Genomic DNA, 26,590 nt, shown 5'->3' on the forward strand with positions numbered 1-26,590 from the left:
TTACTCATTCTCTTGAGGATTTTTCTTGGTAAGCCGTCCCCCTTCATATTTATAAGTGCCTGATTGGTGTACAAATCGATTAATATTTTTTATATTAATCGCCTTATCTTTCAATGTCATAAGCGGTTTGCCTAATTTATCCAAAGGCATTTTATCAGCAGGAAGTGAGAGGATGTCGTTTTGGCTGACATAAATGGATACATATGCTTCATTTACTTTTTTCTCTTTTGTGCGAATTATTTCCTTCACATCTTGCTCATTGGCATAAATTGGCCGAGCAATGATCTGCGTGGGTAAATTGGCAATAATTCGCTCCCAGGAAGCAAGATTTGACCCATCAGTTGAATAAAGCCCAATAAATATCTCCTGCTGGCCGCTGCGAAGCGCGACACGATTGGCAAGATTGGATGCATGCATGGCATTATCACTGTTGGCATCATTTAAGTAATTGGCTAATTTATCGCGAATTGACTGTAAATTTTTGCCTATGACCCGCAAAAAATTGGATTCATCCCAGGGGCCCTCTTCAATTGCCTCATCCAGAGCCTTTAAAATTTCTCGAGATTGTTGTTCGGTTAATTTATCTTTCATAGAAAACAGCACTAAATTGTACAACCAGTCAAAAAAATGTTTATAAAATTTCCAGTGACCATTTTACGAATTGGAAATTGCCAATTGTTCGTTAAATCTCGGATAATCATTTATATGGACAATTATAACACCTAAGCAGGATATCTGCCGGTGCTATAATTTATTATTTATTAAAGGAGGGAACAGTTGGGCTTTTTGGCTCTGGCGCAGAGTCTTCTCTCTGTACGGGTTCTGCAACAGGTGCTTTTTTTCCATAAATTACATTATTCACCCGGGTTTGCAAACGATGCAAGACATCCCGGGCATTAAGGTTGACTTCGGTTGAGCGTACTGCAGCCATTTGATCTACTTTTTGTTTATTGTAATCAATTTCTTTTAGGATATTCCCAGGAACATTGGTTGAAAAATCAGATCCCGGCTGCCCTCGCAAGAAAGTATAGCGGCTACCCCAAACAGTTTTATCCTCATAACTGTTAGCCATTCTTGACTCCTGAAAAATGGGTTTATCTTATTGATATAGGTTACCAGAACCAATCTTAATAAAAGCTTAACCAAACAAAAATTTGCGTTTTTTTTACATTCAGTCAGCCTATATTTTAATCATACATCAATTCATCTAAAGGTGTATAATCTCTGCTTGGTCCGCCCTGGATTAATTCATTCACCACATCTGTCATACATAACAGCCTAAGTGAATTGGGCGTAACGTCATCAAATACAACCCTTGTTCCAAGCAAGGCGCTTTCAGCTTCGTCAAAAGAGAGTCCGAGGCCATAGCCCAGGCATAGCGAACATAACTGATCAGCACGACGGGCAATTGCCGGCAATAAACCTGTGGGAGAAAATACTTCTTCAAAACTAACAAACCGATCATTTAAATAGAATTTGGCATTCATACTGGCAGCAATTTTTGCCATATACTTACTGATATCCGCGCTCATTGCCGCCACCATGGTTGAGATGATTTAACAGGCCCTGCCAAAAAAGTACGCAACCAACGCAGAAATACCGGTACAGTAAACCCATAATGCTCAAGGATGCCAAAAAAAACGGCAGAGACCAGCACAAGAATTGCAGTCCAGATACGAATATGCATGAGGAATAAAAAAATGGGAAATGCAGCGCGGGCATCAACCACAAAAAATCGCGCGCTTCTTGCAGAATCACGCCAATGGGCCGAAGTAGAAAAGCCACCAGCCATTTATACCTCACAATTTAATCATTAAACTTTCATGCACTTCTTGATTCAAACGCCCAAAAAATGCTATTTACTTCCAAGTTTTTATTTTCATGCAATTCATAAATGAAAAAAATCATCATGAATAAAAACTCGAATAAAAAACAAATCAGTTATTTAAAGTATATCGAAGGTGCGCGGTAATGCAAACAGAGAAATGAATCCTGATGATATTCAAGATGGGTGATGTTTGAAAAGTTACATAAAAAGCGCAGTTGCAGAAAATCGGGTTGAGTCAGTTATTTAGGTATGCCGGGGTCATTCTTTTTACCGGGTTTCAGACAGCTGGTTAATATATCCCCCATTGATGGAGAAGGACACAATTGCTTGGCAGGAGAGCACCCTTTGGTGCGCTGCTCTGACAATTCGTTAGCCGGTTTTTGATTTTCAGTTTCTGTTGATGAAGATTCAGCCTGGTTGCTGGCAGTTGCAGGAGGCATGATTTTAAACATACGTTCTGTGCTGCTGGGCATCATGATTCTCTGGTATCAAGTCATGTATACCAGTATATCGCCAAAACATTAAGGTTTTATTAAGTAAAGTAATCTTGCTTGATTCGCGAACCTGTAATAAAGTACTTCACATGTTGCACATTAATTCACATATATGAAAGGAATCTGTACCGCATTAGCGATCTTGTTGATTGCTATGTGTGTCTTTTTTTTTCAGCAAAAAGCTTTCTTGATTATTCATTGGATCAATAACTTAGGTATTGTTGCTCCGATTTTCTTTTTGTTTCTCTATTGCTTTGCGACTTTGTTTTTTCTTCCTACCATGGTTTTGACCTTGGCAGGCGGTGCTATATTTGGCCCGGTATTGGGCACTTTTTTTAATCTGTTGGGAGCTACAATTGGCGCCGGATGCGCATTTTGCATTAGCCGCTATCTCATTTTTGACTGGCTTAAAACCAAAGAAAATGCCCGCATAAGCAAATTGATTAAAGGTGTTGAAAATAGAGGGTGGCAATTTGTTGCCCTACTGCGTATTGTACCAATCATCCCCTTTAATATTGTGAACTATGGTTTAGGTTTAACCGGTATCAAGTTTAGTCATTATATGCTGACTACTGTGATTTTTTTAATTCCCACAGAGATTATTTCAACTTACTGCGGTTATGCCGGGATGGATATGCTTATCAATACGGGTTTGCTTTATAAGCGTTTCAGCCTGTTAGCTTTTTTGATTTTATCGTTTATCTTGATAGTCATTCAATTTTGGAAAAAAAAATAATTTCGGTTTTTTGGAACTCCATTTCGCTCCACAGTTTTTATAATACATCACCGTTAGGACTTGTCATCATTTTTGATTAATAATTGCACATAAGAGAACAGTGCGTTTCTATTTGCAAACGGTACGGCCTCGAAAGAAGCGACAGGCCGGATTCCTTGCAGCGCATTGGTTACAAACACCGCTTCCGCATTCATTATCATTTTATAATCAATATATGTTTCCTGGCAGTCAATGCCTGCCAAAGGACATATGTCTAGAATCCGCCGTCTCAGGATCCCAGGTAATAACCCGCATGAAAGAGAAGGGGTCAACACCTGGTTCTCTTTGATAATAAATAAATTGGCCACAGTGGTTTCGGTAGCAAAGGAATCTGTATTAAAAAATAAGGCATCATCAGCGCCTTGAGCAAGCGCCTTTTTTCGAGCGAGGATTGCTTCAAGATAATTGGTGGTTTTTAATCGATAAACAGGATTTTTGGGATCGCGACGCCACTCGGCACTTATCAAATTGAGTGCGTTTAATGCAGGTTTCAGTGGAAAGGCAGAAAATATAAAATAAGGGTTTTTGCCAATAGCTTCCAGTCCTCTTGGGGCTTCTCCCGCGGATAAAATAATTTTTACTCCACCGCTATCCAAGTTAGTTTCTTGAATACACTGGGCAATTTTTGCATGCCATTCCTGATAAGTCAGCTTAATTGAAATATTCAGTGAGGTTGCTGATTTTTGCAAACGCTGCCAATGAAGTTTCGGATAACAAGGCGCTCGATTTTCAAAACGAATGGTTTCAAACAGACCTTCACCCAATAAAATCCTGTCATTGGCAGCGATTGACATCAACCACGCATCCTGCAAAAAAATTGCTTATAAATTTAATAATCAAAAAAATCTTCAATTTCATCCTTCAGGCGTTTTTCTTCCAGTAAATTTTCCAGACGCCGACGAGCGTCAGAAAAGGAGCTTTGCGTATTCTCGATAAGAATTTCCTCCGGATCTACAAACTCATCTTCAGCAATCAGATCTTTTTCTTCTTCATCGTCAAATAATTCGCTCATGTTATCCTCAGAAAATTTAATAAAAGTTTACCTACCGTCATTTGCCAAGCCATACATCAATATAATGATGTCTTGAACTTAAACAAGTTTCCGGACCCATAAATTTTTGCCTATATACCTTATTTTTTTTTCTTTGCCTATAGGCTTTACATAAAGAATGTTATAAATTCAAGAAAACCACTCCAATACAGAATAAATAAAAACCATTTTGGTTTTTATTTGAGAAAAAATTTTAAAAATAAACCAAAAAATTCTGCAATGAATCCCGCCTGACAAAAAACCATAATCAAACAAGTGAGGCTCGTAAACTATGCGTTTAGGCTGGATAGGCCTTGAATGGATTTATGCATATGTGATAATGGGTTATCTTAAAATGAATGACTGACAACATGCCTGATAGACTTAAAGAGGCTTTAAGGTTAACCCACAGACTGATACGCGAAAATTTACCCCTAAGCTATCAGCAAAAAATATCCAACCTGGTATGTGCCCGTATTCGTAAACTAGACCAGTACCGCTATGCTTCGCGCATCGCTTTATATCAAGCGGTTAAAGGCGAAATCAAACTTGACTCCTTGTGGAATTCGGCCCCTCTTCAGGGGAAATATTGTTTTTTTCCTGCACTCAATGAAAATAAAACCCTCTCTTTTTTACCGGCCACCCCAAAAACACCGTTTAAACCGAATCAGTTTAATATTCCAGAACCGGATGTTAGTCGCGACCTGGCGCTGGAACCAAGCAAGATAGATATCATCTTCATGCCGCTTATCGCATTTGACAGGCACGGAACCCGGTTAGGCATGGGGGCTGGTTATTATGACCGAACTATGGCTAACAAAAAATTACCCTTGCTCATCGGGGTGGCATATGAATTTCAACGTGTTTCCTATATCGCGCCGCAACCCTGGGATATACCTCTGGCAGGCATCGTCACCGAAAAATCCGTTTACTGGAGCAATTCATGACAAAACAATACTGGCTTATGAAATCCGAACCCGAATGTTTCAGCATTGATGATTTGAAAAAGTCCCCAAAGCAAACCACACCCTGGGATGGCGTCCGCAATTATCAGGCGCGGAATTTTATACGCAATGAGATGCGGCCTGGTGATTTGGTTTTCTTTTATCATTCAAACTGCAACCCGCCAGGCATCGCGGGAATAGCAGAAATTGTCAGCGAACCTTACCCTGATTACACAGCATTTGATCCAGAAAGCGAACATCCTGACCCCAAAAGCACCCTTGAAAATCCCCGCTGGTACATGGTCGATGTACGTTTCAAAGAAAAATTCTCACATCTCATACCGCTTGAAGAGCTTAAAAAATATCCTGAATTGGAAAAAATGCCCCTGGTACGCAAGGGCAACCGGTTATCCGTAATGCCAGTCAGCGAAAAAGAATGGAATTTTATAAAAAAACTTGCTGAAAAAAATACCTCTTAATTGATAGCATCCTCCCCCACTTCCCCTGTCCGAACTCGTACCACTTGCTGCAAATCGTAGACAAAAATTTTGCCGTCTCCAATTTTTCCAGTATAAGCAGCCTTACAAATTGCATCTATCGCTACTTCTACCATATTGTCCGGCAAGGCCAGTTCAATTTTGATTTTTGGCAGAAAGTCAACCACATACTCTGCGCCACGGTAGAGTTCAGTATGACCTTTTTGCCTGCCGAATCCTCTAACTTCAGAAATGGTGATGCCAGGAATACCTATTTCCAGCAAAGCTTCATGAACATCATCCAGTTTAAAAGGCTTAATCACCGCCGTAATCATTTTCATCGTAAACCTTAATTAAGATTTTAATTACTCTAAAATAGCTATAATATGAGGCATATTGATTCTGCTAAACTTTAAGAAATAGCGTCTATAATCAGGAGTTTAATATGTTTGATCCCAAACAGTTCGAAGAGATCGCGAGAAAACTATATGCATCACTGCCTGCAAGTGTACAGAATTTTGAAAATGAGATTCAACAAAAATTCAAGGAAATTCTCCAGTCCGCATTTACCCATCTTGACTTGGTAACGCGGGAAGAATTTGATGTACAGGTCAAAGTTCTCGCCCGCACGCGAGAAAAAGTCGAAGCCCTGCAACTGCAACTTAATGTGCTTCTCGCTGAAAAGCAAAAAAATGAAAATAAAAAAAAACAATCTCCAGTTTAGGCAGCTTACTTGCCACATAACACATGAAGCTTCTCATTTCCGGATTAGGCCTCATCTAATCCGGATTAGCCGACAAACATCCTGATTCATCAAAATAAGGCCTTGTTTAATCCAGCCATCCATATCGACTAAGCCGAATCATTCCTATAAAATGCATGCGTCCAACCAAAAAAATGAGATTTATCATGAGCCTTGCAATATCCAAAACCCGAAGCTCCGTTGGTATTCAAGCCCAGTCCGTATCAGTTGAAGTGCATCTTTCTAACGGCTTACCTTCCTTCACTATTGTGGGGCTTGCTGAAACTGCGGTCAAGGAAAGTAAAGACCGAGTCCGCAGCGCGATCATCACCAGCCAATTTGAGTTTCCCTGCCGAAAAATTACAGTTAACCTGGCGCCCGCAGACTTACCCAAAACAGGCAGTGGGTTTGATTTGCCCATTGCAATCGGGATTCTTGCCGCATCAGGGCAAATACCTGCTGACAAGCTATTGCAGCACGAATTTATCGGCGAGTTGGCGCTAAACGGCAACTTGCGCGGTGTATCGGGGATTATTCCCGTCATACTGGGTTCCTATCATGAAAACCAACGATTGATTATTGCAAGCGCCAATGCAGAAGAAGCGGCGCTGGTGCGCAAAGATCATGTGCTTGCCGCTGACTGCCTAAGATCGGTATGCAGTTATCTATGCCAGGATACCCCGTTACAGCCATTGCCGCAGCTAACAGCGACCATGCGCGAAGACAAGCAGCTTGACTGGTCGGACATAAAAGGCCAGAAGCACGCCAAGCATGCCATGGAAATTGCAGCTTGCGGAGGGCATAGCATTTTATTAAGCGGACCGCCCGGCAGCGGTAAAACCATGCTTGCAAGCCGATTCACAACACTGTTGCCTGATCTTACTGAGTCTGAGGCATTGGAATGTGCTGCCATCCGCTCCATTCGCGGCCGCTTAAACAACCAGATGAAATGGCACCAACCCCCGTTTCGCGCCCCTCACCACACAGCTTCACCTGTGGCGCTGGTGGGCGGTGGAAATCCTCCCAAACCCGGTGAAATTTCTCTGGCTCACCATGGCGTATTGTTTCTGGATGAACTGCCGGAATTTAATCGGGTCGTACTAGAAACGCTCCGCGAACCTTTGGAATCTGGAGCGATCTGCATTTCCCGCGCAGGCAATCAAACTGAATTTCCTGCGCAGTTTCAATTACTGGCGGCAATGAACCCTTGCCCTTGCGGCCAATGGGGAAACCCCAGGGCAAATTGCCTATGTACCCCTGAGCGAATCAACCGCTACCTTGCCAAACTATCTGCTCCCTTGCTAGATCGCATTGATATGCATGTCCAGATTCCGGCTCTGGATGAGGAAGAGTTGGTCAAGTTTAATGCCAATGAAAAAAATAAAAGTGAAGCAATAAGGCAAATGGTGGCAGAAATCCGCTGCCGCCAGTTTGCGCGGCAAGGGTGCCTCAATGCCAAACTGGGCGTTAAAGCGTGTGAATCAATCTGTTTCCTGGGGGAAAAGGAACAAACATTCTTAAAGAAAGCCATGTCCCATCTTAAATTATCGGCGAGGGCTTACCACCGGTTATTGAAAGTAGCCAGGACGATTGCAGACATGCGGGAGGCAGAACATTTGGAACTGGAGGATATACAAAAGGCCTTGTCTTTTAAGCAAATTTTACGATCTATAAACTGACCGCCCAATTGCTTCAAGGATAGCCATGCGCATAAAAACACCGTTTTTCACCTGCTGCAAAATGCAGGATTGGGAACCATCAGCAACTTCATTATCAAGTTCAACTCCGCGGTTTATCGGGCCTGGGTGCATGAGCAAGGCATCTTTCTTGGCATAGGCTAAAGTCTTCGGAGTAATGGCAAAGTTTTGCCGATAGCTTTCCAGCTCAAGGTGTTCGTTGCTTAAAAGACGTTCTTTTTGTACCCGAAGACATATTACGACATCAGCGCCAGCTAAACCCTCGCATAAAGAATCCGTAATCTGGCCATAATGAACAGTTTCAGGTTGCCATAGAGCTGGCGCTACCAGTGCGAGCTCAGCAACTTGAAACAGGGAAAAAATCTGCTGGAGGGAGTTTGCAACGCGCGAATGCTTAATATCACCAACAATAGCAATCTTCAGTTTTTGAAGCTCTCGTTTTTTCTCAATGATGGTCATTGCATCCAGCATGGCCTGACTGGGATGAGCATGCTGGCCGTCTCCAGCATTGATAATATGCGCGCCATCCTGTAAAACATTGGCTAAATACTTTGGCAACCCATCCTGGCGGTGGCGAATCACAAAGAGAGAAATGCCCATGGCGTTTAGTGTTTTGACGGTATCTTCGATCCTCTCCCCTTTATTTTCAGAAGAGCTTTGTAAATCGAGATTAATCACTTTCATCTGCAATTGTTTAGCAGCCAGTTCAAAACTAACTCTGGTGCGGGTACTGTTTTCATAAAAAAGATTTGCAACAGTTAGAAAAGAATAGTCAGGATAAACGGCATGATGTTTAAAATATAAAGCGCGCTGAACCAGCGTTTCTGCTTCTTCTCGTGTTAACTGATTAATTTCTAAAAAATGATTCATTAAAATTCACTGGGGATACTGCAACCATTGCTCCAAAATGATACAGGCAGCAATGCTGTCAACCTGGGTTTGCTGAATTTTACGATATCCGCCTTGTGAAAACAAACGCCGGCGTGCTTCAATGGTTGAAAGGCGCTCATCGACCAAATGCACCGGCAGCGCAAAACGATCTTGTAACTGGCGGGCAAATTCCCGGCTGGCTGAAGTAGTATATAATTCCCGATCATCAATACTGGTTGGCAAGCCGACTATTAATGCAGAGGGATGCCACTCTTCGATCATTTTTTGGACTCTCTCCCAACTTGGGACGCCTTGTTTCGCTTCCAGCGTAGCCAATGGGGTAGCGCTACCGGTTAACCTCTGTCCTACCGCGGCACCAATGCGTTTCATCCCAAAATCAAAACCAATAAATACTTCTTCACGCATGCCCTATGCCCGTGATTAATTGATTCATATCCACCCCTATGCTGAGACCCGCATATTCCCAGCGTTTTTCAAAAGGAACTTCATAGAGCACTTCTGAACTGTAAGGCGCAATTAGCCAGGCATTCTCGGCCACTTCCTGCTCTAATTGATTTTCACCCCAGCCAACATAGCCTAAAGTGATTAAGGCATCGTCAGGGCCGTGATCTTCTGCAATCGCGCGGATAATATCATTTGAAGTGGTGACTGTCACGTCATCCCGGAGTGACAGGCTTGAGCGCCATGTACCTATGGGACGATGAATGACAAATCCCCTGTCTGGCTGTAAAGGGCCGCCGTACAATAAAGGCCTGTTGTTTTGTTCGCTGCGAACAGGCTGAATATTCAACTGATCAAATACCACTGCCAGCGGGAATCTCATGGGACGATTGATGATTAAACCAACCGTTCCCTGGGCATGGTGCTCGCATATATAAATCACTGATTTCCTAAAATTCGGATCAGTCAATGAGGGCATTGCAATCAATAAATGATTCGCGAGCGATATGGTCTGTATCATGAGGCTGCCCTCCATAGTTTCACTTGCTTACTTTAAGTATATACCATGGCAGCTTAAGGAATTTTTAAATCAGTTATCATTCCCTTTATACTTGCCTTGCACAGAACAAAAATTATTTTTCATCTTCATATCCTGATGGGGAATGCCTGCGTCAAGATAAGTTTCGCTGCATACCGAAAAACCCAGTTTTTCATAAAAAGAAAGTGCGTGAGTTTGCGCGCTGAGTTTTATCATAGGCACTGATGGATTTGAAGCAAGATAAGCCAGGACTGCCTCCATGAGATGTTTGCCCAATCCTTTGCCCTGGTATGATTTAAGGACAGCAACCCGCTCAATTTTGGCATATTCCCCAACAAAACGTACCCTGGCAGCCCCTGCAGGAATATCGTCCACAATCAAAAGAAAATGCTCGCTTATAGGGTCTTGACCATCAACCTCAAGATGCAAAGGCACTTTTTGCCCATCCACAAAAATCTCTCGGCGGATGGCAAGGCATTGTTCAATATCAAGACTTGAGGAAACTTTTTTAACCAACACTTTCATTTGCAAAGACCCAATTTTTTAAAACATGCTGTATGTTAGCAACTCTGGCATTTCGTTCAAAGCACAGGGTATTATAACGGCATGTATAAGCTATACAGGGATGTCAATGGAAATTTCATTACCCAGAAACCGCAGCATGCTGCTTTTTCACGCCTGGGAAGTTGAGCAGCTGCTTTGGTTATTCATTCTCTTTGTGACCATTATTGGCTTGGCAGCATTATATTTCTATGACAGGGTGCAAAAAAAACACACCATTTTAAGAAATTTCCCTATTATTGGTCATTTCCGTTATCTTGGAGAATTTCTGGGTGGATTTTTCCGTCAATATTTCTTTGCCCGGGAACGTGAGGAACTGCCTTTTAATCGCGCTGAACGAAGCTGGGTATACCGTGCGGCAAAAAATGTAGATACCACGCTCGGATTTGGTTCAACACGCCCCCTACATCAAACAGGCACAGTATATTTTGTCAATGCGCCATTCCCCCCTTTAATCAAAAGCCAGGCGGCGATCCAACCAGTCACCATTGGCCCTTTCTGTAAAAAACCATATACATCAAGCCATATTTTCAATATTTCAGCCATGAGCTATGGCGCGATCTCCAAACCAGCAATCCTTGCCTTGAGCAAAGGCGCAAAAATGGCAGGATGCTGGCTTAATACCGGCGAAGGAGGCATCTCCCCTTATCATTTGCAGTATGGATGCGACATCGTGGCGCAAATTGGTACCGCAAAGTATGGATTTCGTGATGCGGCGGGAAATCTTTCTGATACCCGCTTGCTGGAGCTTGCCCAAGTAGAATGCATTAAAATGTTTGAAATTAAGTTGAGCCAGGGCGCAAAACCAGGCAAAGGAGGCATCCTGCCGGCAATCAAAGTTACAGAAGAAATTGCAGCAATTCGAGGTATCCCACCCTATACAGATTCGATTAGCCCTAACCGCCATCCTGATATCGGTAATATAGGTGAGCTTCTTGATGCCATCGAGCATATCCGTCGGATAACTGGAAAACCTGTGGGCTTAAAGTTTGTGCTTGGCAGTTATAACTGGCTGCACGATTTATGTCTTGGCATTCATAGGCGGGGCATCCTGTCAGCTCCTGATTTTATAACGCTTGATAGCGCAGATGGCGGCACAGGCGCATCGCCGCAGGGATTAATGGATTACATGGGTATCCCCATTCAGGAGTCGCTGCCCAGGCTTGTCGACATTTTGGTACTGTATAACTTACGCAACCGCATCAAAATCATTGCGAGCGGCAAACTCATCACCCCTGCTGATGTCACCTGGGCGCTTTGTGCCGGGGCAGATTTTGTCAATTCAGCGCGGGGCTTTATGTTCGCGCTGGGGTGTATCCAGGCCATGCGGTGTCATAAAAATACCTGCCCTACTGGCATTGCAACTCATAATGAACGTCTGCAGCGCGGCCTTGTTATCGAGGATAAAGCCATGCGCGTCTATCATTATGCAAATAATATGGCGCGTGAAGTGGCAATTCTTTGTCATTCATGCGGGGTTGATGAACCAAGGCAGCTCCAACGAAAACACGCAAGAATTGTTCGCGAAGATGGTTATTCCGTTTCGATTGCAGAACTATTTCCCGATCAAGAACCCTTACCGGAATATAAATCAAGGATTATGTTATGAAGCCTTTAAACAGGCTTTTGCAGGCCGAATTGCAACGGCCATCCTTCTCATTGCGACTCCAAAGGCATTTTTATCGGCTAAAATTACCATATACAGAGAATAAAAAGCACAAGGAAACACCAATGAGCATAGTAGAAGATAAAATTGCCAATCCGCTAAAATTTTACAATCGGCCAATTGAAGTTGAATATGATAGTGACCTTTCCCTGGAAGATAAGATAAAGCTTCTGACCAATTGGTTAGATGACATCCGTTTGCGCCAAATTGCTGAAGCAGAAAATATGGTGGATGGTGAACAGCCTCCAACTTATATCGCTGAGGTAGAACACTTGTTACATAAATATCAAGTAGAAGAACTAGGTCAACGAAAACAACAGCCTTGATAAATATTGAAAATGAAAGCGTATGATGTGAAAAGTATGAAAGGCAGAAACATTCTGCCTTATATTCCGGAATTAGCAAGACTTAGGATTAAGATTTTTGATGTCCGGCTGATTCAGAAAATACTTCATTCGACAGTTCGTTCCTAGTAACGGTAAATGGCTGCGATACCGTTTTCGGTCGGCATTTTATCGCTCGGAATAACCAGGACATGTCCTTGGGTTTTTAAAACCATTTCACCCAGATCATCCAATAAATCATCAATTTCCGGGTCAAGCATGTTATCTTGTTTAACTTCTCCAGTTTGATGGTCCACTTCTCCCGGAATGTGTTTATCCGCATCGATAAATAATGTTTCAACCCGCCCTGCAAGAGCGGCTTTTGCGATCTCCTCTATTTTATCCGAGCCCATTTTTTTGGTGCGAAGCTCAGCAAATTTATCGATTAATTCTTCAAGTTTCGTCTGTAATACAGGTTTTATGATTTTCCAGGCTTCTTTTCTAAGTTCATCCAGTGATAAATCATCAGGATGGTATTTGATGCTTTCTGCAACTAAATACGGATTGTGGCTAATGCGGTGAAACAAATGATGATATTCAGGCAATGACGCGAGAATCAACGGTAATTTGGAATGTCTTGAATGATATTCCAGAATACCCTCATCCACCTTACGGAAAAAACGCTCTGCATCTAAATCAATTTGATCCTTGCGCCCGCCTTGGCCATGAAACATAGGGGGACCTTGTGTGCCCTTGCCATAGGATGAGACGGTCAGATGCGGCTCTGTCAATTCCTCGCCCAAAGCATCTGTCAAGGTATGCGGCACTTCCGGTGCAATTAAGATTTCTTCTATGGTGTCCCTTGTTCCTTCAAACAATTTAGCTTCATGAAGGTTAAGCCCAAGTATTTGGTAACGTTCATTCAACTGCAACATGCGTATCAGCGGTTTAATATGAAAACTGTCAGCAACAACTGCAAGTTCCTTGACGGTATGCGGGAGTTTAATTATTTTAAAGTGTTTATGCGTTGCAAGAATTGCCAATCCTTGTTGATTATGATTCCAGAATTCTTCATCATCAATTAAGGCATAGAATGGCGCCAGTATTTTTTGCGCCTCCCGGCCAGAATAGTGCTCCCTTAAGGATTTATCCAATATTTTTAATAAATTCTTGTAACGGATGACATCCTGCTCATTTTCCGGATGAGTTTTATGGGTAGGCTGATATAGTGAAATACAAAGCGATTCATTGCTTTTAAGAAAGGGTTCTATATATTCCTGGATAGCTAGGTTCATAATCTTTGCTCCTTTCCTTGGAAATTGTTCCTGTTGCTTTTAAAGTATAGGACATGCGGGGAGGATATTTTTTTCTGCCGCGCTTATACTTTGTGTGATAAGGGGGTAATAAACTGCAACATGCTGAATAATCAAAAAGATAATCTCTCAAAGGAATGTCATGCTTGAGTTGATACAGCCTTTTTTGCTTTCTTTTTTGATTGGCCTTTTAATAGGGATAGAACGCGAGCGCAGCCAAGCAGACGGCATCAAGGCCATAGGGATGAGAACCTTCATTCTGTTTGCCCTCCTTGGCACCCTTTCTGCAAAAATCAAGATTCCCCTCTTAACCCTTTCCGTAAGTTTATTTATTTTTGCTGCCATACTATTGAGTTATTTCAGAGCCACGCAAAACTCTCAAAAGACACGTGATATTGGCATTACAACCGAGATGGCTGCAGCAACCGTATTTTTATTGGGGTATTTGATTTTGGAGCATCGGGCGCTGTCAATGTCTATCGCGATTGCGATATTACTTATTTTATATGGCAGACCCAGCCTGCATCGTTTTGCCAGAGAAAAAATTACAGCCAAGGAAATTGAGGCCTCAATTACCATTATCATCATATCACTGGCCATAATTTCATTTTTACCTGATCAAACCATTGATCCCTGGGGTTTATTTAATCCGCAAAATTTCGGGATTATTTTTTTAATCCTGGCAAGTTTGCAGTTTGGCGGCTATATCGTCATTCGTTTATTCGGTAAGCGCCTTGGGATTATTTTAATAGGTTTTTTTGGCGGTTTTGTTTCCTCAACTGCCGTATTCGCCTCTTTATCGCAAGAAACCCGAACAAAAACGCAAACCGTTTATTCAGGGGTACTGGGAGGCGTTTTTGCAACAATTGCGACTATGCTGGCTTTTTTGATGGTCATTTTAGCCGTAAGCCCCAATCTATTTAAGTTTGTTATTTTGCCAATCATTGCAGCAATTGCCTCAGGTGGACTGTCAACCTGGTTTTTCCTGCATAATGGAGAAGCGAAAATTCAAATAAGCTACCCCAATCCGCTGGATTACAAGGCTTTAATAAAATTAGGGCTTCTCATTATGGGGATATTGCTTTTAGTGGCAATTACCCAAAAATATCTGGGAACCCGCGCATTGGGTATTACAGCGTTTATTACAGGATTATTTGAATTACAAGCCATGGCTTATGCGATTGCTTTATTTTATCAAAAAAACGTATTATCCCTTCCACAAACCCTGGAACTGCTATCCATAACCATCCTCGCAAGCTTCATTTCCAAATTTGCCCTAGTTTGGCTTATCGCCCGCAATCGTTTTGCGGCTATCATCAGCCTGTACCTTGCCGGAATGCTGGCGGTAGCAGCGGTTGTTTATTTTTTAATGCTCACAATGATGATTAAGGGATGATTGCCGGCGGCGCTGATTGAGTATCCAGGGATTGCGGATTATTTTTCTGGTTAGCTGACGAAGTAGCTACTGCGAAAAAACCAGCGTTTGCCAGCGGAATAGCATGGCCTTGCTGCGCCTTGGGTTTATTTTGATTGTCTTTAATAAAAGCTTTCACTGCCTCCGGAACATCCATATCCTCGCTAAAATCAATAAGCTCTGCAATCATGGTTTCTTTGCTGTCCTTATAAACGCTTTTAAACTCGCTATACATGCGCTCTGCGACTTTATCTTTGATATTGTTCCATACAGGCTTCACTGTTTTATCTCTTTGCAGTGCCTCAACTGTTTCTTGCAAGTCTTTCAATTCTTTCAGGCCTTTAAGATAGTTGATGGTTTCCTCAGCAATCACAATCTTAAGCTTATGATTTGCCTGCTCTTTTGTGACATAAATAATATCGCAATCTGGATGAATCCCAGCAAGTTTTTCAACCAGTTTGTTGAATGTACCAGGCATACAGGTGGGCTTATCCTCCTGCCTGTCATCCTCATTCTCCTCTGACAAATTATAGCCGCGCTGAATTTCATACAAGCCTTCAATGAAAAGATTGCATGCATCCTTGAAACTTCCCTCACGGTTTTCATTATCATGAATGGCGCACCATGACCAGGCTAACAATTGCCTGATGGAAACCTGAGAGGCGGGGTCTTCGTAGGTGAAATCAAGCTTTGTAATACGCTCGATGCAACGCTTTGCTGCTTCGGTTTTTATATCATTGCCGGAAAGAGCGCTAAAATACTGTTTAATCTCGTTGATTGCTGCTTCCAGGTTGCGCGCCCCATATCGGTTCTTTAGCTTTCCCGCTGACTCGGATACAGATTGGTGGACACTTGCGGTATGCGTCGTTTGCCGATGGTTAAAAATATTGGCCTGAATGGCCTCTTCAGTCAGCCCTAATAACTCGCGGATAATATCGTGGATAATATACTGAACAATATTGTTTTGACGGGTTGTTAAATCAAGCTCATGATTCCTGCAGATGGCAATGATGGCATTGAATTGTTCATCTGTTATGTGAAAGTTCGGGCGGAAATCCAAAATAAAATTCGGGGGGAAATTAAGCATATTAAACCAAGTTTGCCTAAAAGCCTCAGTAGCGCCCACCAGCACTTGCTGATGTTGTATCAAGGCATTGAAATTATCCTGGGTCAGTATGCCGTTACTGCCTAAAACAGCTACCCAATGATCCGCTCCGCTCTGCATTGTCATCAAGGCATCAAAATTTGCTTGCGCCAACTCACCCGCAAGCAATCCTGCCTGGGCAAGTTTTTGAAGAACACCGGCAATCTTATCAGGATTGGCATGCTGAATTGCAGCATTGCGGTTTTTAAGTGCTGATTCGCCCTTGAGTAATTCGCCTCTTGAGAGTATTTTAAGTAACTTTGCAATATAGCGGGGCTCGGGATGATTGGCTATGACAGCCCAGTAACTATCTAATGGCTCCCCCTTGAGTAATCCAGGAAACCCATTCCTCGTGAGTCTTACAAAGGCTTTAGCAAGGCCATACGGCTTGGCATGGCGGGCAATCGCATCCCGAAATGCCTGCGCTGATTCATTGTCAAGCATCCCACATACTGAAAGTTCATGGAGTGCCAAGGGAACATCAAAAGGATCGGGACACCGAACTACGACATCCCAATTTGCCTGCGCCGATTTACCCTTTAGCAGCCCATATATAGTGAGGTATTGAAGGGCGATTTCAACCGAATGGGCATCGGGATGCCGGGCGAGGGCATCCCAGTTTGCCTGTGCTGAGTCGCCTTTGAGCAGTCCGGCCGCTGTTAAAATTTTAAGGGCTTTGGCTGCACGTCCAGGGTCAGCGTGCGCTGAGGCTAATTTAAAGTTATTGTTTGCCGGCTGCTCATTAAAGTTAATCAGGCTTGCTTTTTTTAATACACTGCATAAGGAAATGAAAGGGGAACTCCCAAGTCCGGCAAGGCATGAAAAAATCCAGCGCTGAAAGAACCAGGTGTGCTTGAAATAGGCTGCTGTTACCTTCCAGAAGGTCTCGATACTCGCCGGATTAAAGCTCTCCTCAAGCGCCTTAGTCATGGCTGAAGGAAAAAACAAGCGTTTATACCATTTGTCTTTTATTAAGTCATAACCTGCTTTTAATTTTCCAAGTATTGCTTGGTTGCATTCTGATACAGCTGACATATTGGGCATGGAATTCATATCGTTAAAATATTTTGTCTAATTATAACACCATATGAATTTAATTGGTACATATGCCAATCTTTAATCTATCAACCAGAGCCACTTATAAAGAACGTGGTCTTTGCTTTTTTTAATGTTAATGCGAATCGCAATCAGGCCATCATGGAAAAAATATTGAATATCAGAGGGCAGCATTGATAAAAGCGCTGTACCAAATGCCAGAGGACAAAATTTTTCTAGAAAAAAAAACCTGGAAGGTCTACCCTTGCAGGTAAGATAAAAAAATAAAAAAACCAAGGAAATACACCCGAAATTCAATGGGTTTTTCAAATAATGGATATTCATCAAAAAAATCTTCCTGAACGGGAGTTAAAGCGGCTTCTAGTAGAGCAGGATGCATCTACCATTGCCGATGAACTTGATCATGCTTCTGAAGAAAGGCGCTCAGAGCTTTTTAATCTCTTGCCTTCTGAAAAAGCAGAACGGGTTTTCAGCTTTCTGGAGCCAGTCAACCAGGCACAGCTTCTTCAGGAAATGGAGAGTAAAAAAGCAATTAATTTACTTGAAAAAATGGAGCCTGATGACCGGGCACGTTTGTTTGAAGAACTGTCGGCGGAAACGGCGCAGCATTTTTTGCGAAGATTAAGCGCTAAAGAACGAAGAGCGACCTCCCTATTGTTAAAGTATCCGCCGGAAACAGCAGGGCGCATCATGAGCCCTTTCTTTATTGCCCTAAGCCCCGAGCAAACCGTAGAAGAGGCTCTGGAAAAAATTAAGGAAACCGGTAAAGAAGCAGAAACCATTAATGTTTTACCCGTAGTCGATGAAAATATGCTGCTGCAAGGGGTGGTGGGGCTTGATAAATTGGTATTAGCCAACCGCAGGCAGTCTATTAAAGATTTAATGTACAAAAAAATAAAAAGCTTTTCTGTGTATGACGATCAGGAAAAAGTTGCACGCTTTATCCAGTCCACTGACTGGCTTGCTGTGCCCATTGTTGAGGAGGATAAACACCTGGTCGGCATTGTTACCATTGATGATGCGATGGATATCATGCAGCAAGAAGAAACAGAAGATATTTTTCGCGGCAGCGCATCAGGCCCCTTAGGCAAGCCTTATTTATCCGTTCCTGTATTTCGGTTAATGCAAATACGCATCATCTGGCTTTCTTTATTAGCCGTTGCGGGTACCTTGACCGTTAATGTATTAAGTACGTTTGAGTCAACGTTAAATGAAGTGGTTGTATTGGCGCTTTTTATACCGTTGCTCATCGGCATAGGCGGAAACACAGGATCCCAGTCTGCGACGACTATTGTCAGGGCTTTAGCAGTGGATGATATCCGGGTTGGGGATTTCATGCAGGTGGCAATGCGCGAAACTGCAGTCGGCATCCAGCTTGGGCTGCTTTTGGGCCTGGCAAGCTATATTATTGTGAGCTTAATTTTTCAACATAACATTGCTTTAATTGTCGGGTTAAGCTTGCTTTCTATTTGCACCATGGCCGCATTGGCCGGTTCTTTAATGCCGATTTTGGCGCGGGTCATGCATCTTGACCCTGCCGTTGTCAGCGCTCCATTTGTTTCGACGGTGATTGATGCATCAGGATTGTTGGTTTACTTCCTGATTGCGAAAGCCATATTAGGCAATATTTAACGCTCCCCTTCAGAACATTGAATCAGTATTTTTAATGTATCAAGATTCAAGAGGCCAACAATGCCAGATTTGCAATCCGGCCTTCGATAGTTTTGTACAAAACTTAAGCTGAATTAAAAAATAAACTTATTCCAGCTGCCATAGGAAGAATAAATTTTTCCTCTGGGTATACTCAGTATAAACAGCAATATGCCGCAAATAATACTTGCCAACGCAGCCAGTGTGCCGGCGCCATATACAAAAGGGGTGATGAATAAGGCTTGTGCAAAAATGAGATTAATGAGCCGCACGGCACGCACGGGTTCTGCCAGAGCGGTGACTGTCACGGTCACCACCAAAGAACCAATCAAATGATCAGCATTTGCCATGCCTCCGCTAGCCTCAAGCGTTACACGAGTAAACATCAGCCATATGCCGATTACAAGACAAAACATGAGATTCCAGGGTAAGGTGATGCCGCCTTTGAGCATTTCACGGATGATGGCTTTTGGCGATTGTTCAAAATTATCTTCTTCTTTGGCACTCCTGCTTTGATCATCCGTGTCTCCCACAAACAAAATCCGCCAAAAAGGCCGGCCTGCCCGCCATCGCCGCCATAAAAAAACACTGGTAGCAATTAGCTCATCAAATGAATAAGGCACTTGAATCAACATGGCTGCAGCCGCAATGAGGCAGAGCGTGCACCAGGTGTTTAGAAGAATGGGTTGAATCACAATAAAAGTAATAGATACGACCCCCAGAGGAACAATCATAATGCCAAAGAGCAAAACCAGCCAAGGCATGGTTCGCCAGCGGTTGGAGCTGCCTATGATGCCTGTTAAAATTTCAAGGACATACACCGTAGCTCCCAAACCTGCATCAGGAACCGGCCAGGCTTCTGACACATAGGAGGTAATGATTTCTTCAGTGCCGTTTTTGGGATCTGTCGCAACTCCCATAAAAAAAGGCTCCCAGACCCCGTCAATATGGCCGAGCTGATAAGCTGCCATGTAGCGAGAAATAAATAACCCTATAAAGGCAAGAATAATAATCGGCAGCCGTTGAAACCAGCTTGAAGGCGAATAATCCCACCCCGGTGGAATTGTTGGCCCTTCTATGGCGGCATTGACCGCCACCCCTACATCAGGCCGTACAAGTACCGAGAAACCGATGATTAATGAACCAACCAGCGTATCGTTCAAATAAGCTGCAGCCGTTGGCGCCCAAAATACCAATGGCGCAAAGATCAACCATAAGCCAATAGCTGCACACATCCACCGCATCCATACAAAGCGCCAGGATAAACAAAAAAAGGCTGCGATCACAACAAAAATGCCGCTCACAATATCGCTTGTAATCAGCGCCTGAGATTCATAACCCAGGGTGGCAGGTGAGGTGATTAACCAAAAACCCATGCCAATGTTTAAAAAATGAGCCCAAAGATTTTGCTGGTGTTGTTTACGAAATTGTGTTTCATATTGAAGGCGCTTCTTGTCAATGGATTTGTCCTTTAGAGTTTGCATCCAGTCTGGCATTGTAACGCCATTTCGCTCATACCAAGCTTTTGGATCCGCTTTTAACGATTCAATGAGGTCAGGCAAACTCTCGAGAATATGGTGCTTTGGTTCCCAGTGAAGTTGTTTTCGTGCCTTGCTGATGTCCAATGCGTAATGATCAAATGCCCTCTCGATCATAAAGGGGCGAATAAACGGTTTTTCACCCTGATCAAAGTCATCCGGTATTAAAGGCTCAGCTTGCTCTTCAAGCCATGCCCCCGCTTTAGCTACAGTCGCAGGCAGCTGATATACGCTTGCCTCTTCTTGATGAATCAAATCTGTTATCGTTTCTTGCAATCGCTCATAGCTTACGGCTTCGGGCTCGCCTGCAAGAATAACCTCTTCTTCAGGCAATTCATTACGAAACTTTAAAGCATTTTTAAATAAATTGATTAAATCGTTTTGATGAATGAAGGATTGACCGGCTTTAGGATTGCCGGCAAATAAATGGCTTTTGAAATCGCGCTCATACACTCTCGCAATTTGGTGTGCCAATGTCGGAACGCAGGAAGAATCATCATAAAGCCCTGCAAGCCTTAAAATTAAATAGGGAATCTTTCCGTGATGTTTGCGTATGATTTCCTCTGTCTCGATCTTTGACTTGGGATATGCCCATGTCGGCGATAATGGGCACTCTTCATTGATTCTTTCACCAGGTTCGCATGGTTCGTGTACCAGCATCGTGCTTGAAAAAATAAACCGCTCAACATCAAAATCCTGCAAAGCCTCAAGAATGCGTCTTGTTCCCCTTACATTCACTTCACGGTAAAGTGGCGATTCTTCGCCGGTAAAATCAAAATACGCTGCCAAGTGAATAAACCCTGCTATTTTAGTCCCAAATTGTTCTTTGAAATTTTTAAAAGCAAGTTTTACCGAGGCATCCTGCGCGACATCTATCGCGATATCACACTCTGCAATATCCCTGTCAAAACCAACAACCTGATACTCATCTTGCAATTTGGCAGCTAATGCTGAACCAATGCGGCCTGCAGAGCCTGTGATCGCCACTATTGGTTTTTTCAGAGATTTGGCCATACAATGTCCCTATTTCAGGCAGTTTTTTTCTCAGTCTCTTTTTACGCTTAAAAAATCACGCAATGCTTTTTTGGCTTCTTCTTTGGTATAGCCGTAGTGCTTTTGCAATTTACCAATGAGTTGTTCATGGTTTCCTTTAATTTCCTGTAAATCATCATTGGTAAGCTTACCCCAGAACTCCCGGAGTTGTCCTTTAATTTCTTCCCATTCACCCTCGAAAATGTCCTTATTCATTTGAATTCCTCATGGTTAGCACATATTTAAATTTTAGCAATAAATGATCAGACTTCACCCTCCGTTATTCAATTTCGATTGATTCAAGGGCGATGCTTTTACGCACAAATTGAGACCATGGATTTTCTTTTTGCCCCAGCCTGCGAAAAATGTTTTTCAAATGGTAGGTGTGCGGCATAAGCGATGTGTCTTTTAACTCATCCCATTCTATGGGTGTTGCCAGAGGCGCGCCATTTCTTGCACGTAAAGAATAAGGCGCGATAGCGGTCATTGCATATTCATTGCGTAAATAATCGATAAACACCTTGTTGCCACGCTTTTTTTTGCGTTGTTCAAGAGTTGTAAGCCCAGGGCATGCATGATGCAAAACCTCAGCAATTTTTTTTGCTTTTTCCTTAACCGCAGTGAATTCCTTATCAACCCGAATAGGAATATGAACATGTACGCCCCGAGAGCCCGATGTTTTTACAAATGAAGGAATATCTTTTTGATCGAGGATTTGTTTTAACTGAAGCGCTGCGGTTCTTACTTTTTCAAAATCATCATCGGATGGGTCAAAATCAAAAATGATTTGATCAGGTTTTTTAATATTCTCCATTTTAGATAAAGCCATGTGAAATTCAATGGTGTTTTGCCCCGCAAGATAAATAAGATCAGAGGCATTTTCAGCGCCAACCATTTGCATTTCTGATTGGTTTTGTTCCATAGGTACGGTGAATCGTTCAATGAAATCAGGGAAATAGTCCGGCGCATGCTTGTTAAAAAAACCTGATTCCTGAATGCCCTCAGGATACCGCTTTAGGGTGAGGGGTCTGTTTTTTATCCAGGGCAGCATGTAATCGGCGATTCGACGATAGTAATCTGCCACCTCTATTTTAGTGATATCGTCCTTGGGAAATAACATTTTATCTGGATGAGTGATTGTAATATGGTCTATTTTCATGATTGACCCACCACCTTGTCTATCAGACGAATCGCATCTTTTGGAGCCGCGCCTTTTTTATCGTTATCAAAATAGCAGTAAACTGTTTTACCTTCATCAAGCCAATGCAGGAATTTTTGCGCGAGTCCTGCCAGGATCCGACCATCATATGAACCTTCATAAGGTTTTTCTTTGGGACCATGCAAACGGACATAGATCAAATCGCTGGTTATGACCTCTGGCGATTGAAATCCCTTAAAATCATAAAAGCATAATGTAAGATTCGCGCCGCGCAACAGCTCGTAAACATCCTCACGGTGCCAACTCTTATCCCTAAATTCAAACACATAGCGATAATCATTGGAAAGCGTATGGATAAAAGACCTGAGCCTGCCTATATTCACCCGCCAGTTTGGCGGAAGCTGAAATACAATGGGACCAAGCTTTTCCTCAAAATGACTGAGCGATGCAAACAGCTTGCTGATTCCTTCCTCCGGATCTAAAAGTTTTTTCATATGGGTAATATAGCGGCTTGCCTTACAGGAAAAAATAAATCCCTGAGGCGTCATCTTTCGCCAGATTTTAATGTGCCCTTTATCCGGCAGCTGATAAAAGCTGTTGTTTAATTCAACCGTGTTAAATCTTTCAGCGTAATAAGGCAGCAATTCGCTGTCATTGATGCCTTCCGGATAAAATTCACCCTGCCAGCTTTTATAGTTCCAGCCGGATGTGCCGATGCGTAAATTATCAGGAAATTTCTTTATCTTCCCGGTGCACATCTTTGGGTTCCTTGTCTTTGCGCAATCCCAAAAACCTGGGATGGCGAAGCTTTCCTTTGTCCGTCCATTCCGTAAAGCGCACTTCTACCACAAGCTCAGGTTTAACCCAGTTGATATCATCGCCTGATTCCTCACAATCAGTAAAATGTGAAGATTCTGTTTTTATCTTTCTCATGCGGTTATGCAAGAATTCTAAAAAATCATCATCAAAGCCTGTGCCCACCCGTCCGCAATAAATCAGCTCTTCATCCTCATAATACCCAAGCAGCAGGGCTCCAAAACCAATTCTTTCCCCTTTTGGATCTGTATAACCGCCAACCACAAATTCCTGGCCGTGCTCGCATTTGAATTTCAGCCATTTTTTTGAACGATCATGCAGGTATTTGCTTTCTGCGTCTTTAGCAATAACACCTTCCCATCCATTTTCGCAAGCTTGCTGAAAATAAGCTTCACCTTTCTCATTACGATGAGGCAGATAGCGAATTGGGTCTTTATACTCAAACGCCGCCCTCAATATGGATTTGCGCTTTCTAAGCGGTAATTCCTCTAGTCCATAACCATCCAGATAAATAATATCGAAGACATAAGCATAAACGGGGTATTTTTTTATTAGCTTGCCGCCTGGGTTTTTCACGTGCATGCGGTTTTGCAGCATGGCGAAGCTCGTTCTTTTACCATCAAAAGCCACCAGTTCACTGTCGAGGATAAAATTGCCCGAAAACTTTTCAAGGGCCTTGCAAATTTCCGGATAAAATTCATTTTGTTTTTTATGGTTGCGAGACATCAGCGTTATCGCATTGCCTTTTTTGTGCAAAATGCAGCGCTCCCCATCCAGTTTACGTTCATAAATCCATTGGGCATCAGAAAAATACTCATGCGTCAGTGTAGCAAGCATGGGAGATATTGTCTTATCCTGTTCTTTTTTAATTAATTTTTCCTGTAAATCCTTATCGAGTTTTTTAAATAAGTTATTCATCACCTTCATCTTTTGCGATCTCATCTAGTGATCTGCCTGTGAGCACTGAATCAGGCTCAGTACTTACAGGATTTCGTCTTGCATCAGCATATTCATCATCAAGTTTAAAAATGACCCAATGCTCCTGCCCATTTGTTGTGCGCATACGCGCCATGGCATATCCTCCTTTCAATTTCTTGCCGTTTAATTTAAATTTCAGCGCGCCTTTTTCTACACCTTTCTCAACTGTTGCTTCTTTATCACCATCATGAATTAATTCATATTCGCCTTTATCCCAAACCAATACAGTGCCTGCACCGTACTCCCCTTCAGGAATAACCCCTTCAAAATCTGCATAATCCAGAGGATGATTTTCCGTACGTACTGCAAGCCGCTTTTCATTTGCGGCAGTGGACAATCCCTTGGGTACTGCCCAGGACACCAATATATTGTTTGATTGAAGACGAAAATCATAATGCAGAGAGCTGGCATCATGTTTTTGAATCACGAAAATATTTTTACGCCTATCACCTGAACTGCCGCCTTTAGGTTCACCTGATTTGTCAAGATTACGCTTCTTCTTATAGCTTTCTAAATGATTCGCCGACATGGTTTCCTTCCCATTGATTGCGTTCTGTATCGCCAAGAGGCTCAACAGCGGTTGTCTTATCCAAATGAATCACCGCGTCAAACTGATAAGGCAGGCGGGTAAAAAAATAGTGGCTTGCGCGCTCGGTTTCCGGGCGGTAAATAACCCCAATGGCTCTTTGCAGGCGAGGAATCTTCAATAAATGATCCAATTCTTCATGTGCGGCCAGATCAAGGATAAAATCAGGATGCTTAACATCATGAAATAAAGCTTCAAAACTGCCTTTCAAGCCTGGAACCACGGATTTTCGTTCAATGGGGGCATCCCAATCGGATGCAGCCATTACTTCTCCTTCATAGGTTGAAAAACCGATGGTATAAGTATGCGGGGAATGTGTTTCCCTAATCAGCTGGCCAATATTGATTTCACCTCGCTCGCCCATTTCTGTGGCGCGAGCATCGCCGACATGAGAATTATGTGCCCAAATAATGATTTTTGCGGGCTTTTGAAAGCGGTTTGTCAGATGATCCGCCAAGGCATTCACTGTTTCAGTCATGTGCATGTCGCGCACATTCCAGGAAGAAACCTGTCCATTAAACATCGAACGATAATAGGTTTCAGCATCTTTAACCAAACGGGCATTTTGCGTCGCAAAAAAGTATTCATCTTCAGCAGCCATGCCATTTTGCCTGAGGTAATGATATGCCTTGTGCTGCATTTCAATTAATTGTTCTACTGCTTCCTGAATGCAGTTTTTTTTGATTCCAACATTGGCAAGATAGCCATAAGTCTGTGGATCGATATTCATATGATCAAAACAGGCATAGCGCTTTCTGGCACGCTCTGCAGCGTCTGGATCAACTTGTTTCAGATAATCAATTACAGCTTGCATGGAGGCGTTTAAACTATACAAGTCAAGTCCATAAAAACCTACTTTTTGGGCAGAAGGCAAGTTGTCATTATATTGACGAAGCCAGGAGAGGAAAGGAGGCATGGTCTTATTGCGCCACATCCAGGTCGGAAATCTCGTGAACCCGCTTAACGCTTCTACAGGGTTTTTTCCTGCTTGTTCCTCACCGCGAATGTATCGATGAATGCGCTCAGCATCCGGCCAGTCGCCTTCGATAGCAATTGCCATAAACCCTTTTTTTTGGATAAGCTGCCGGCTTATTTCGATGCGGGTTTGATAAAATTCATGTGTTCCATGAGAGGCTTCCCCCATTAATACAAAACGGGCTTCACCAATCTTATCCAAGATAAAATCATAGCTGGTTTCATTTTTTGCCAGGGGCTCTACAGTATCATCTAACAAATGAATTAATTTTTGATAGGCATCCTGATTCATAATCTTTCCCTGATAACATTTGCACTCATGGTTTTTTGTTCACTCTAAGGATTAAGAATAGTATTGCCGATCTCTTATTTCCATTTTTCTCCACGCTTCGAAAAAATCAGTTTATTTTCATCATTTTTTATCTCTGTACATGACAAAAAAAAACCAGTCATGCCCGCGCAGGCGGGCAACCATCCATCAAAATAATCCAATGCTCAAATCAAGCCACTGAGGGTTGTTTTG

30 protein-coding genes are annotated in these 26,590 nt (G+C 42.7%); 9 read left to right on the forward strand and 21 right to left on the reverse strand.

Annotated elements, in window-relative coordinates:
* The 5 genes from icmQ to Llon_RS06050 form a co-directional block, all read right to left on the reverse strand.
* Entirely contained in the window at positions 1 to 591 is a 591-nt protein-coding gene (icmQ, locus tag Llon_RS06030; protein WP_058529175.1) for a Dot/Icm secretion system protein IcmQ, read from the reverse strand.
* Positions 592 to 754: 163 nt separating this feature from the next.
* The gene (locus Llon_RS06035; protein ID WP_058529176.1) at positions 755 to 1,072 is read right to left on the reverse strand and encodes a hypothetical protein; all 318 of its coding nucleotides are present in this window, start codon (positions 1,070 to 1,072) and stop codon (positions 755 to 757) included.
* A 115-nt stretch (positions 1,073 to 1,187) separates the two neighbouring features.
* Complete coding sequence (locus tag Llon_RS06040) at positions 1,188 to 1,532, reverse strand: type IV secretion IcmS family protein (RefSeq protein ID WP_058529177.1); 345 nt, start codon at positions 1,530 to 1,532, stop codon at positions 1,188 to 1,190.
* The gene (icmT, locus tag Llon_RS06045; RefSeq protein ID WP_058529178.1) at positions 1,529 to 1,792 is read right to left on the reverse strand and encodes an IcmT/TraK family protein; all 264 of its coding nucleotides are present in this window, start codon (positions 1,790 to 1,792) and stop codon (positions 1,529 to 1,531) included. The genes Llon_RS06040 and icmT overlap by 4 nt, the downstream gene beginning before the upstream one ends.
* A gap of 275 nt (positions 1,793 to 2,067) precedes the next feature.
* A complete protein-coding gene (locus tag Llon_RS06050) occupies positions 2,068 to 2,301 on the reverse strand; it encodes a hypothetical protein (RefSeq protein ID WP_211197497.1) in 234 nt (77 codons plus the stop codon).
* Between the two features lie 175 nt (positions 2,302 to 2,476).
* Here Llon_RS06050 and Llon_RS06055 point away from each other — a divergent pair, with 175 nt between their 5' ends.
* Positions 2,477 to 3,058, forward strand: coding sequence for a TVP38/TMEM64 family protein (locus Llon_RS06055; protein WP_237758276.1), 582 nt, complete (start codon positions 2,477 to 2,479; stop codon positions 3,056 to 3,058).
* Positions 3,059 to 3,111: 53 nt separating this feature from the next.
* On the opposite strand, the gene Llon_RS06060 is transcribed toward Llon_RS06055, so the two are convergent.
* Positions 3,112 to 3,891 carry an aminotransferase class IV gene (locus Llon_RS06060; protein ID WP_065238285.1) on the reverse strand — a complete coding sequence of 260 codons (780 nt, stop codon included), beginning with the start codon at positions 3,889 to 3,891 and terminating at the stop codon, positions 3,112 to 3,114.
* Between the two features lie 35 nt (positions 3,892 to 3,926).
* Positions 3,927 to 4,109: a PA3496 family putative envelope integrity protein gene (locus Llon_RS06065; RefSeq protein WP_058529181.1), complete on the reverse strand. Its 183-nt coding sequence runs from the start codon at positions 4,107 to 4,109 to the stop codon at positions 3,927 to 3,929.
* A gap of 389 nt (positions 4,110 to 4,498) precedes the next feature.
* Here Llon_RS06065 and Llon_RS06070 point away from each other — a divergent pair, with 389 nt between their 5' ends.
* Both Llon_RS06070 and Llon_RS06075 read left to right on the forward strand, forming a co-directional pair.
* Positions 4,499 to 5,074, forward strand: a complete 576-nt coding sequence (locus Llon_RS06070; RefSeq protein WP_058529182.1) for a 5-formyltetrahydrofolate cyclo-ligase — start codon at positions 4,499 to 4,501, stop codon at positions 5,072 to 5,074.
* Entirely contained in the window at positions 5,071 to 5,550 is a 480-nt protein-coding gene (locus Llon_RS06075) for an EVE domain-containing protein (protein ID WP_058529183.1), read from the forward strand. Before Llon_RS06070 ends, Llon_RS06075 begins: the two co-directional genes overlap by 4 nt.
* On the opposite strand, the gene Llon_RS06080 is transcribed toward Llon_RS06075, so the two are convergent.
* Positions 5,547 to 5,888 carry a P-II family nitrogen regulator gene (locus tag Llon_RS06080; RefSeq protein ID WP_058529184.1) on the reverse strand — a complete coding sequence of 114 codons (342 nt, stop codon included), beginning with the start codon at positions 5,886 to 5,888 and terminating at the stop codon, positions 5,547 to 5,549. The two genes, Llon_RS06075 and Llon_RS06080, sit on opposite strands and share 4 nt — an antisense overlap.
* Before the next feature lie 104 nt (positions 5,889 to 5,992).
* Between Llon_RS06080 and ubiK the strand changes: the two genes are divergently transcribed.
* Together ubiK and Llon_RS06090 are read left to right on the forward strand one after the other, a co-directional pair.
* Positions 5,993 to 6,271, forward strand: coding sequence for a ubiquinone biosynthesis accessory factor UbiK (gene ubiK / locus Llon_RS06085; RefSeq protein WP_058529185.1), 279 nt, complete (start codon positions 5,993 to 5,995; stop codon positions 6,269 to 6,271).
* Between the two features lie 185 nt (positions 6,272 to 6,456).
* Positions 6,457 to 7,968 (forward strand): YifB family Mg chelatase-like AAA ATPase, encoded by a 1,512-nt coding sequence (locus Llon_RS06090; RefSeq protein ID WP_058529186.1) that lies wholly within the window; start codon positions 6,457 to 6,459, stop codon positions 7,966 to 7,968.
* On the opposite strand, the gene Llon_RS06095 is transcribed toward Llon_RS06090, so the two are convergent.
* The 4 genes from Llon_RS06095 to Llon_RS06110 all read right to left on the reverse strand — a co-directional run bounded on the left by Llon_RS06095 (position 7,951) and on the right by Llon_RS06110 (position 10,381).
* Positions 7,951 to 8,856, reverse strand: coding sequence for an aspartate carbamoyltransferase catalytic subunit (locus Llon_RS06095; RefSeq protein WP_058529187.1), 906 nt, complete (start codon positions 8,854 to 8,856; stop codon positions 7,951 to 7,953). The two genes, Llon_RS06090 and Llon_RS06095, sit on opposite strands and share 18 nt — an antisense overlap.
* A gap of 6 nt (positions 8,857 to 8,862) precedes the next feature.
* Positions 8,863 to 9,282 (reverse strand): Holliday junction resolvase RuvX, encoded by a 420-nt coding sequence (gene ruvX / locus Llon_RS06100; protein ID WP_058529188.1) that lies wholly within the window; start codon positions 9,280 to 9,282, stop codon positions 8,863 to 8,865.
* A complete protein-coding gene (locus Llon_RS06105) occupies positions 9,275 to 9,838 on the reverse strand; it encodes a YqgE/AlgH family protein (RefSeq protein ID WP_058529469.1) in 564 nt (187 codons plus the stop codon). Before Llon_RS06105 ends, ruvX begins: the two co-directional genes overlap by 8 nt.
* A gap of 69 nt (positions 9,839 to 9,907) precedes the next feature.
* Positions 9,908 to 10,381: a GNAT family N-acetyltransferase gene (locus tag Llon_RS06110; protein WP_058529189.1), complete on the reverse strand. Its 474-nt coding sequence runs from the start codon at positions 10,379 to 10,381 to the stop codon at positions 9,908 to 9,910.
* Positions 10,382 to 10,487: 106 nt separating this feature from the next.
* Between Llon_RS06110 and Llon_RS06115 the strand changes: the two genes are divergently transcribed.
* Both Llon_RS06115 and Llon_RS06120 read left to right on the forward strand, forming a co-directional pair.
* Positions 10,488 to 12,026 (forward strand): FMN-binding glutamate synthase family protein, encoded by a 1,539-nt coding sequence (locus tag Llon_RS06115; protein ID WP_237758277.1) that lies wholly within the window; start codon positions 10,488 to 10,490, stop codon positions 12,024 to 12,026.
* Entirely contained in the window at positions 12,023 to 12,409 is a 387-nt protein-coding gene (locus Llon_RS06120; protein ID WP_058529190.1) for a hypothetical protein, read from the forward strand. Before Llon_RS06115 ends, Llon_RS06120 begins: the two co-directional genes overlap by 4 nt.
* Before the next feature lie 143 nt (positions 12,410 to 12,552).
* Here the strand turns inward: Llon_RS06120 and Llon_RS06125 are convergent, their stop codons facing one another.
* Positions 12,553 to 13,701, reverse strand: a complete 1,149-nt coding sequence (locus Llon_RS06125; RefSeq protein WP_058529191.1) for a baeRF3 domain-containing protein — start codon at positions 13,699 to 13,701, stop codon at positions 12,553 to 12,555.
* A 160-nt stretch (positions 13,702 to 13,861) separates the two neighbouring features.
* Between Llon_RS06125 and Llon_RS06130 the strand changes: the two genes are divergently transcribed.
* The gene (locus Llon_RS06130; protein ID WP_058529192.1) at positions 13,862 to 15,115 is read left to right on the forward strand and encodes an MgtC/SapB family protein; all 1,254 of its coding nucleotides are present in this window, start codon (positions 13,862 to 13,864) and stop codon (positions 15,113 to 15,115) included.
* Here the strand turns inward: Llon_RS06130 and Llon_RS06135 are convergent.
* Complete coding sequence (locus tag Llon_RS06135) at positions 15,105 to 17,321, reverse strand: hypothetical protein (RefSeq protein WP_131754671.1); 2,217 nt, start codon at positions 17,319 to 17,321, stop codon at positions 15,105 to 15,107. The two genes, Llon_RS06130 and Llon_RS06135, sit on opposite strands and share 11 nt — an antisense overlap.
* Before the next feature lie 324 nt (positions 17,322 to 17,645).
* Between Llon_RS06135 and mgtE the strand changes: the two genes are divergently transcribed.
* Positions 17,646 to 18,965, forward strand: a complete 1,320-nt coding sequence (gene mgtE / locus Llon_RS06145) for a magnesium transporter (RefSeq protein WP_058529195.1) — start codon at positions 17,646 to 17,648, stop codon at positions 18,963 to 18,965.
* Positions 18,966 to 19,078: 113 nt separating this feature from the next.
* On the opposite strand, the gene Llon_RS06150 is transcribed toward mgtE, so the two are convergent.
* The 7 genes from Llon_RS06150 to Llon_RS06180 all read right to left on the reverse strand — a co-directional run bounded on the left by Llon_RS06150 (position 19,079) and on the right by Llon_RS06180 (position 26,359).
* The gene (locus Llon_RS06150; RefSeq protein ID WP_058529196.1) at positions 19,079 to 21,535 is read right to left on the reverse strand and encodes a vitamin K epoxide reductase family protein; all 2,457 of its coding nucleotides are present in this window, start codon (positions 21,533 to 21,535) and stop codon (positions 19,079 to 19,081) included.
* Positions 21,536 to 21,565: 30 nt separating this feature from the next.
* Positions 21,566 to 21,769, reverse strand: a complete 204-nt coding sequence (locus Llon_RS06155) for a CsbD family protein (RefSeq protein WP_058529197.1) — start codon at positions 21,767 to 21,769, stop codon at positions 21,566 to 21,568.
* Between the two features lie 64 nt (positions 21,770 to 21,833).
* The gene (gene ligD, locus Llon_RS06160; protein WP_058529198.1) at positions 21,834 to 22,712 is read right to left on the reverse strand and encodes a non-homologous end-joining DNA ligase; all 879 of its coding nucleotides are present in this window, start codon (positions 22,710 to 22,712) and stop codon (positions 21,834 to 21,836) included.
* Positions 22,709 to 23,470: a DUF72 domain-containing protein gene (locus Llon_RS06165; RefSeq protein WP_058529199.1), complete on the reverse strand. Its 762-nt coding sequence runs from the start codon at positions 23,468 to 23,470 to the stop codon at positions 22,709 to 22,711. The genes ligD (Llon_RS06160) and Llon_RS06165 overlap by 4 nt, the downstream gene beginning before the upstream one ends.
* Positions 23,439 to 24,446, reverse strand: coding sequence for a non-homologous end-joining DNA ligase (ligD, locus tag Llon_RS06170; protein WP_083503274.1), 1,008 nt, complete (start codon positions 24,444 to 24,446; stop codon positions 23,439 to 23,441). The genes Llon_RS06165 and ligD (Llon_RS06170) overlap by 32 nt, the downstream gene beginning before the upstream one ends.
* Complete coding sequence (locus tag Llon_RS06175) at positions 24,439 to 25,035, reverse strand: DNA polymerase ligase N-terminal domain-containing protein (protein WP_058529200.1); 597 nt, start codon at positions 25,033 to 25,035, stop codon at positions 24,439 to 24,441. The genes ligD (Llon_RS06170) and Llon_RS06175 overlap by 8 nt, the downstream gene beginning before the upstream one ends.
* Positions 25,007 to 26,359 (reverse strand): erythromycin esterase family protein, encoded by a 1,353-nt coding sequence (locus Llon_RS06180; RefSeq protein WP_058529201.1) that lies wholly within the window; start codon positions 26,357 to 26,359, stop codon positions 25,007 to 25,009. Before Llon_RS06180 ends, Llon_RS06175 begins: the two co-directional genes overlap by 29 nt.
* Positions 26,360 to 26,590: the final 231 nt, after the last annotated feature.

The organism is Legionella londiniensis, assembly GCF_001467825.1.
GTDB lineage: Bacteria > Pseudomonadota > Gammaproteobacteria > Legionellales > Legionellaceae > Legionella_A > Legionella_A londiniensis.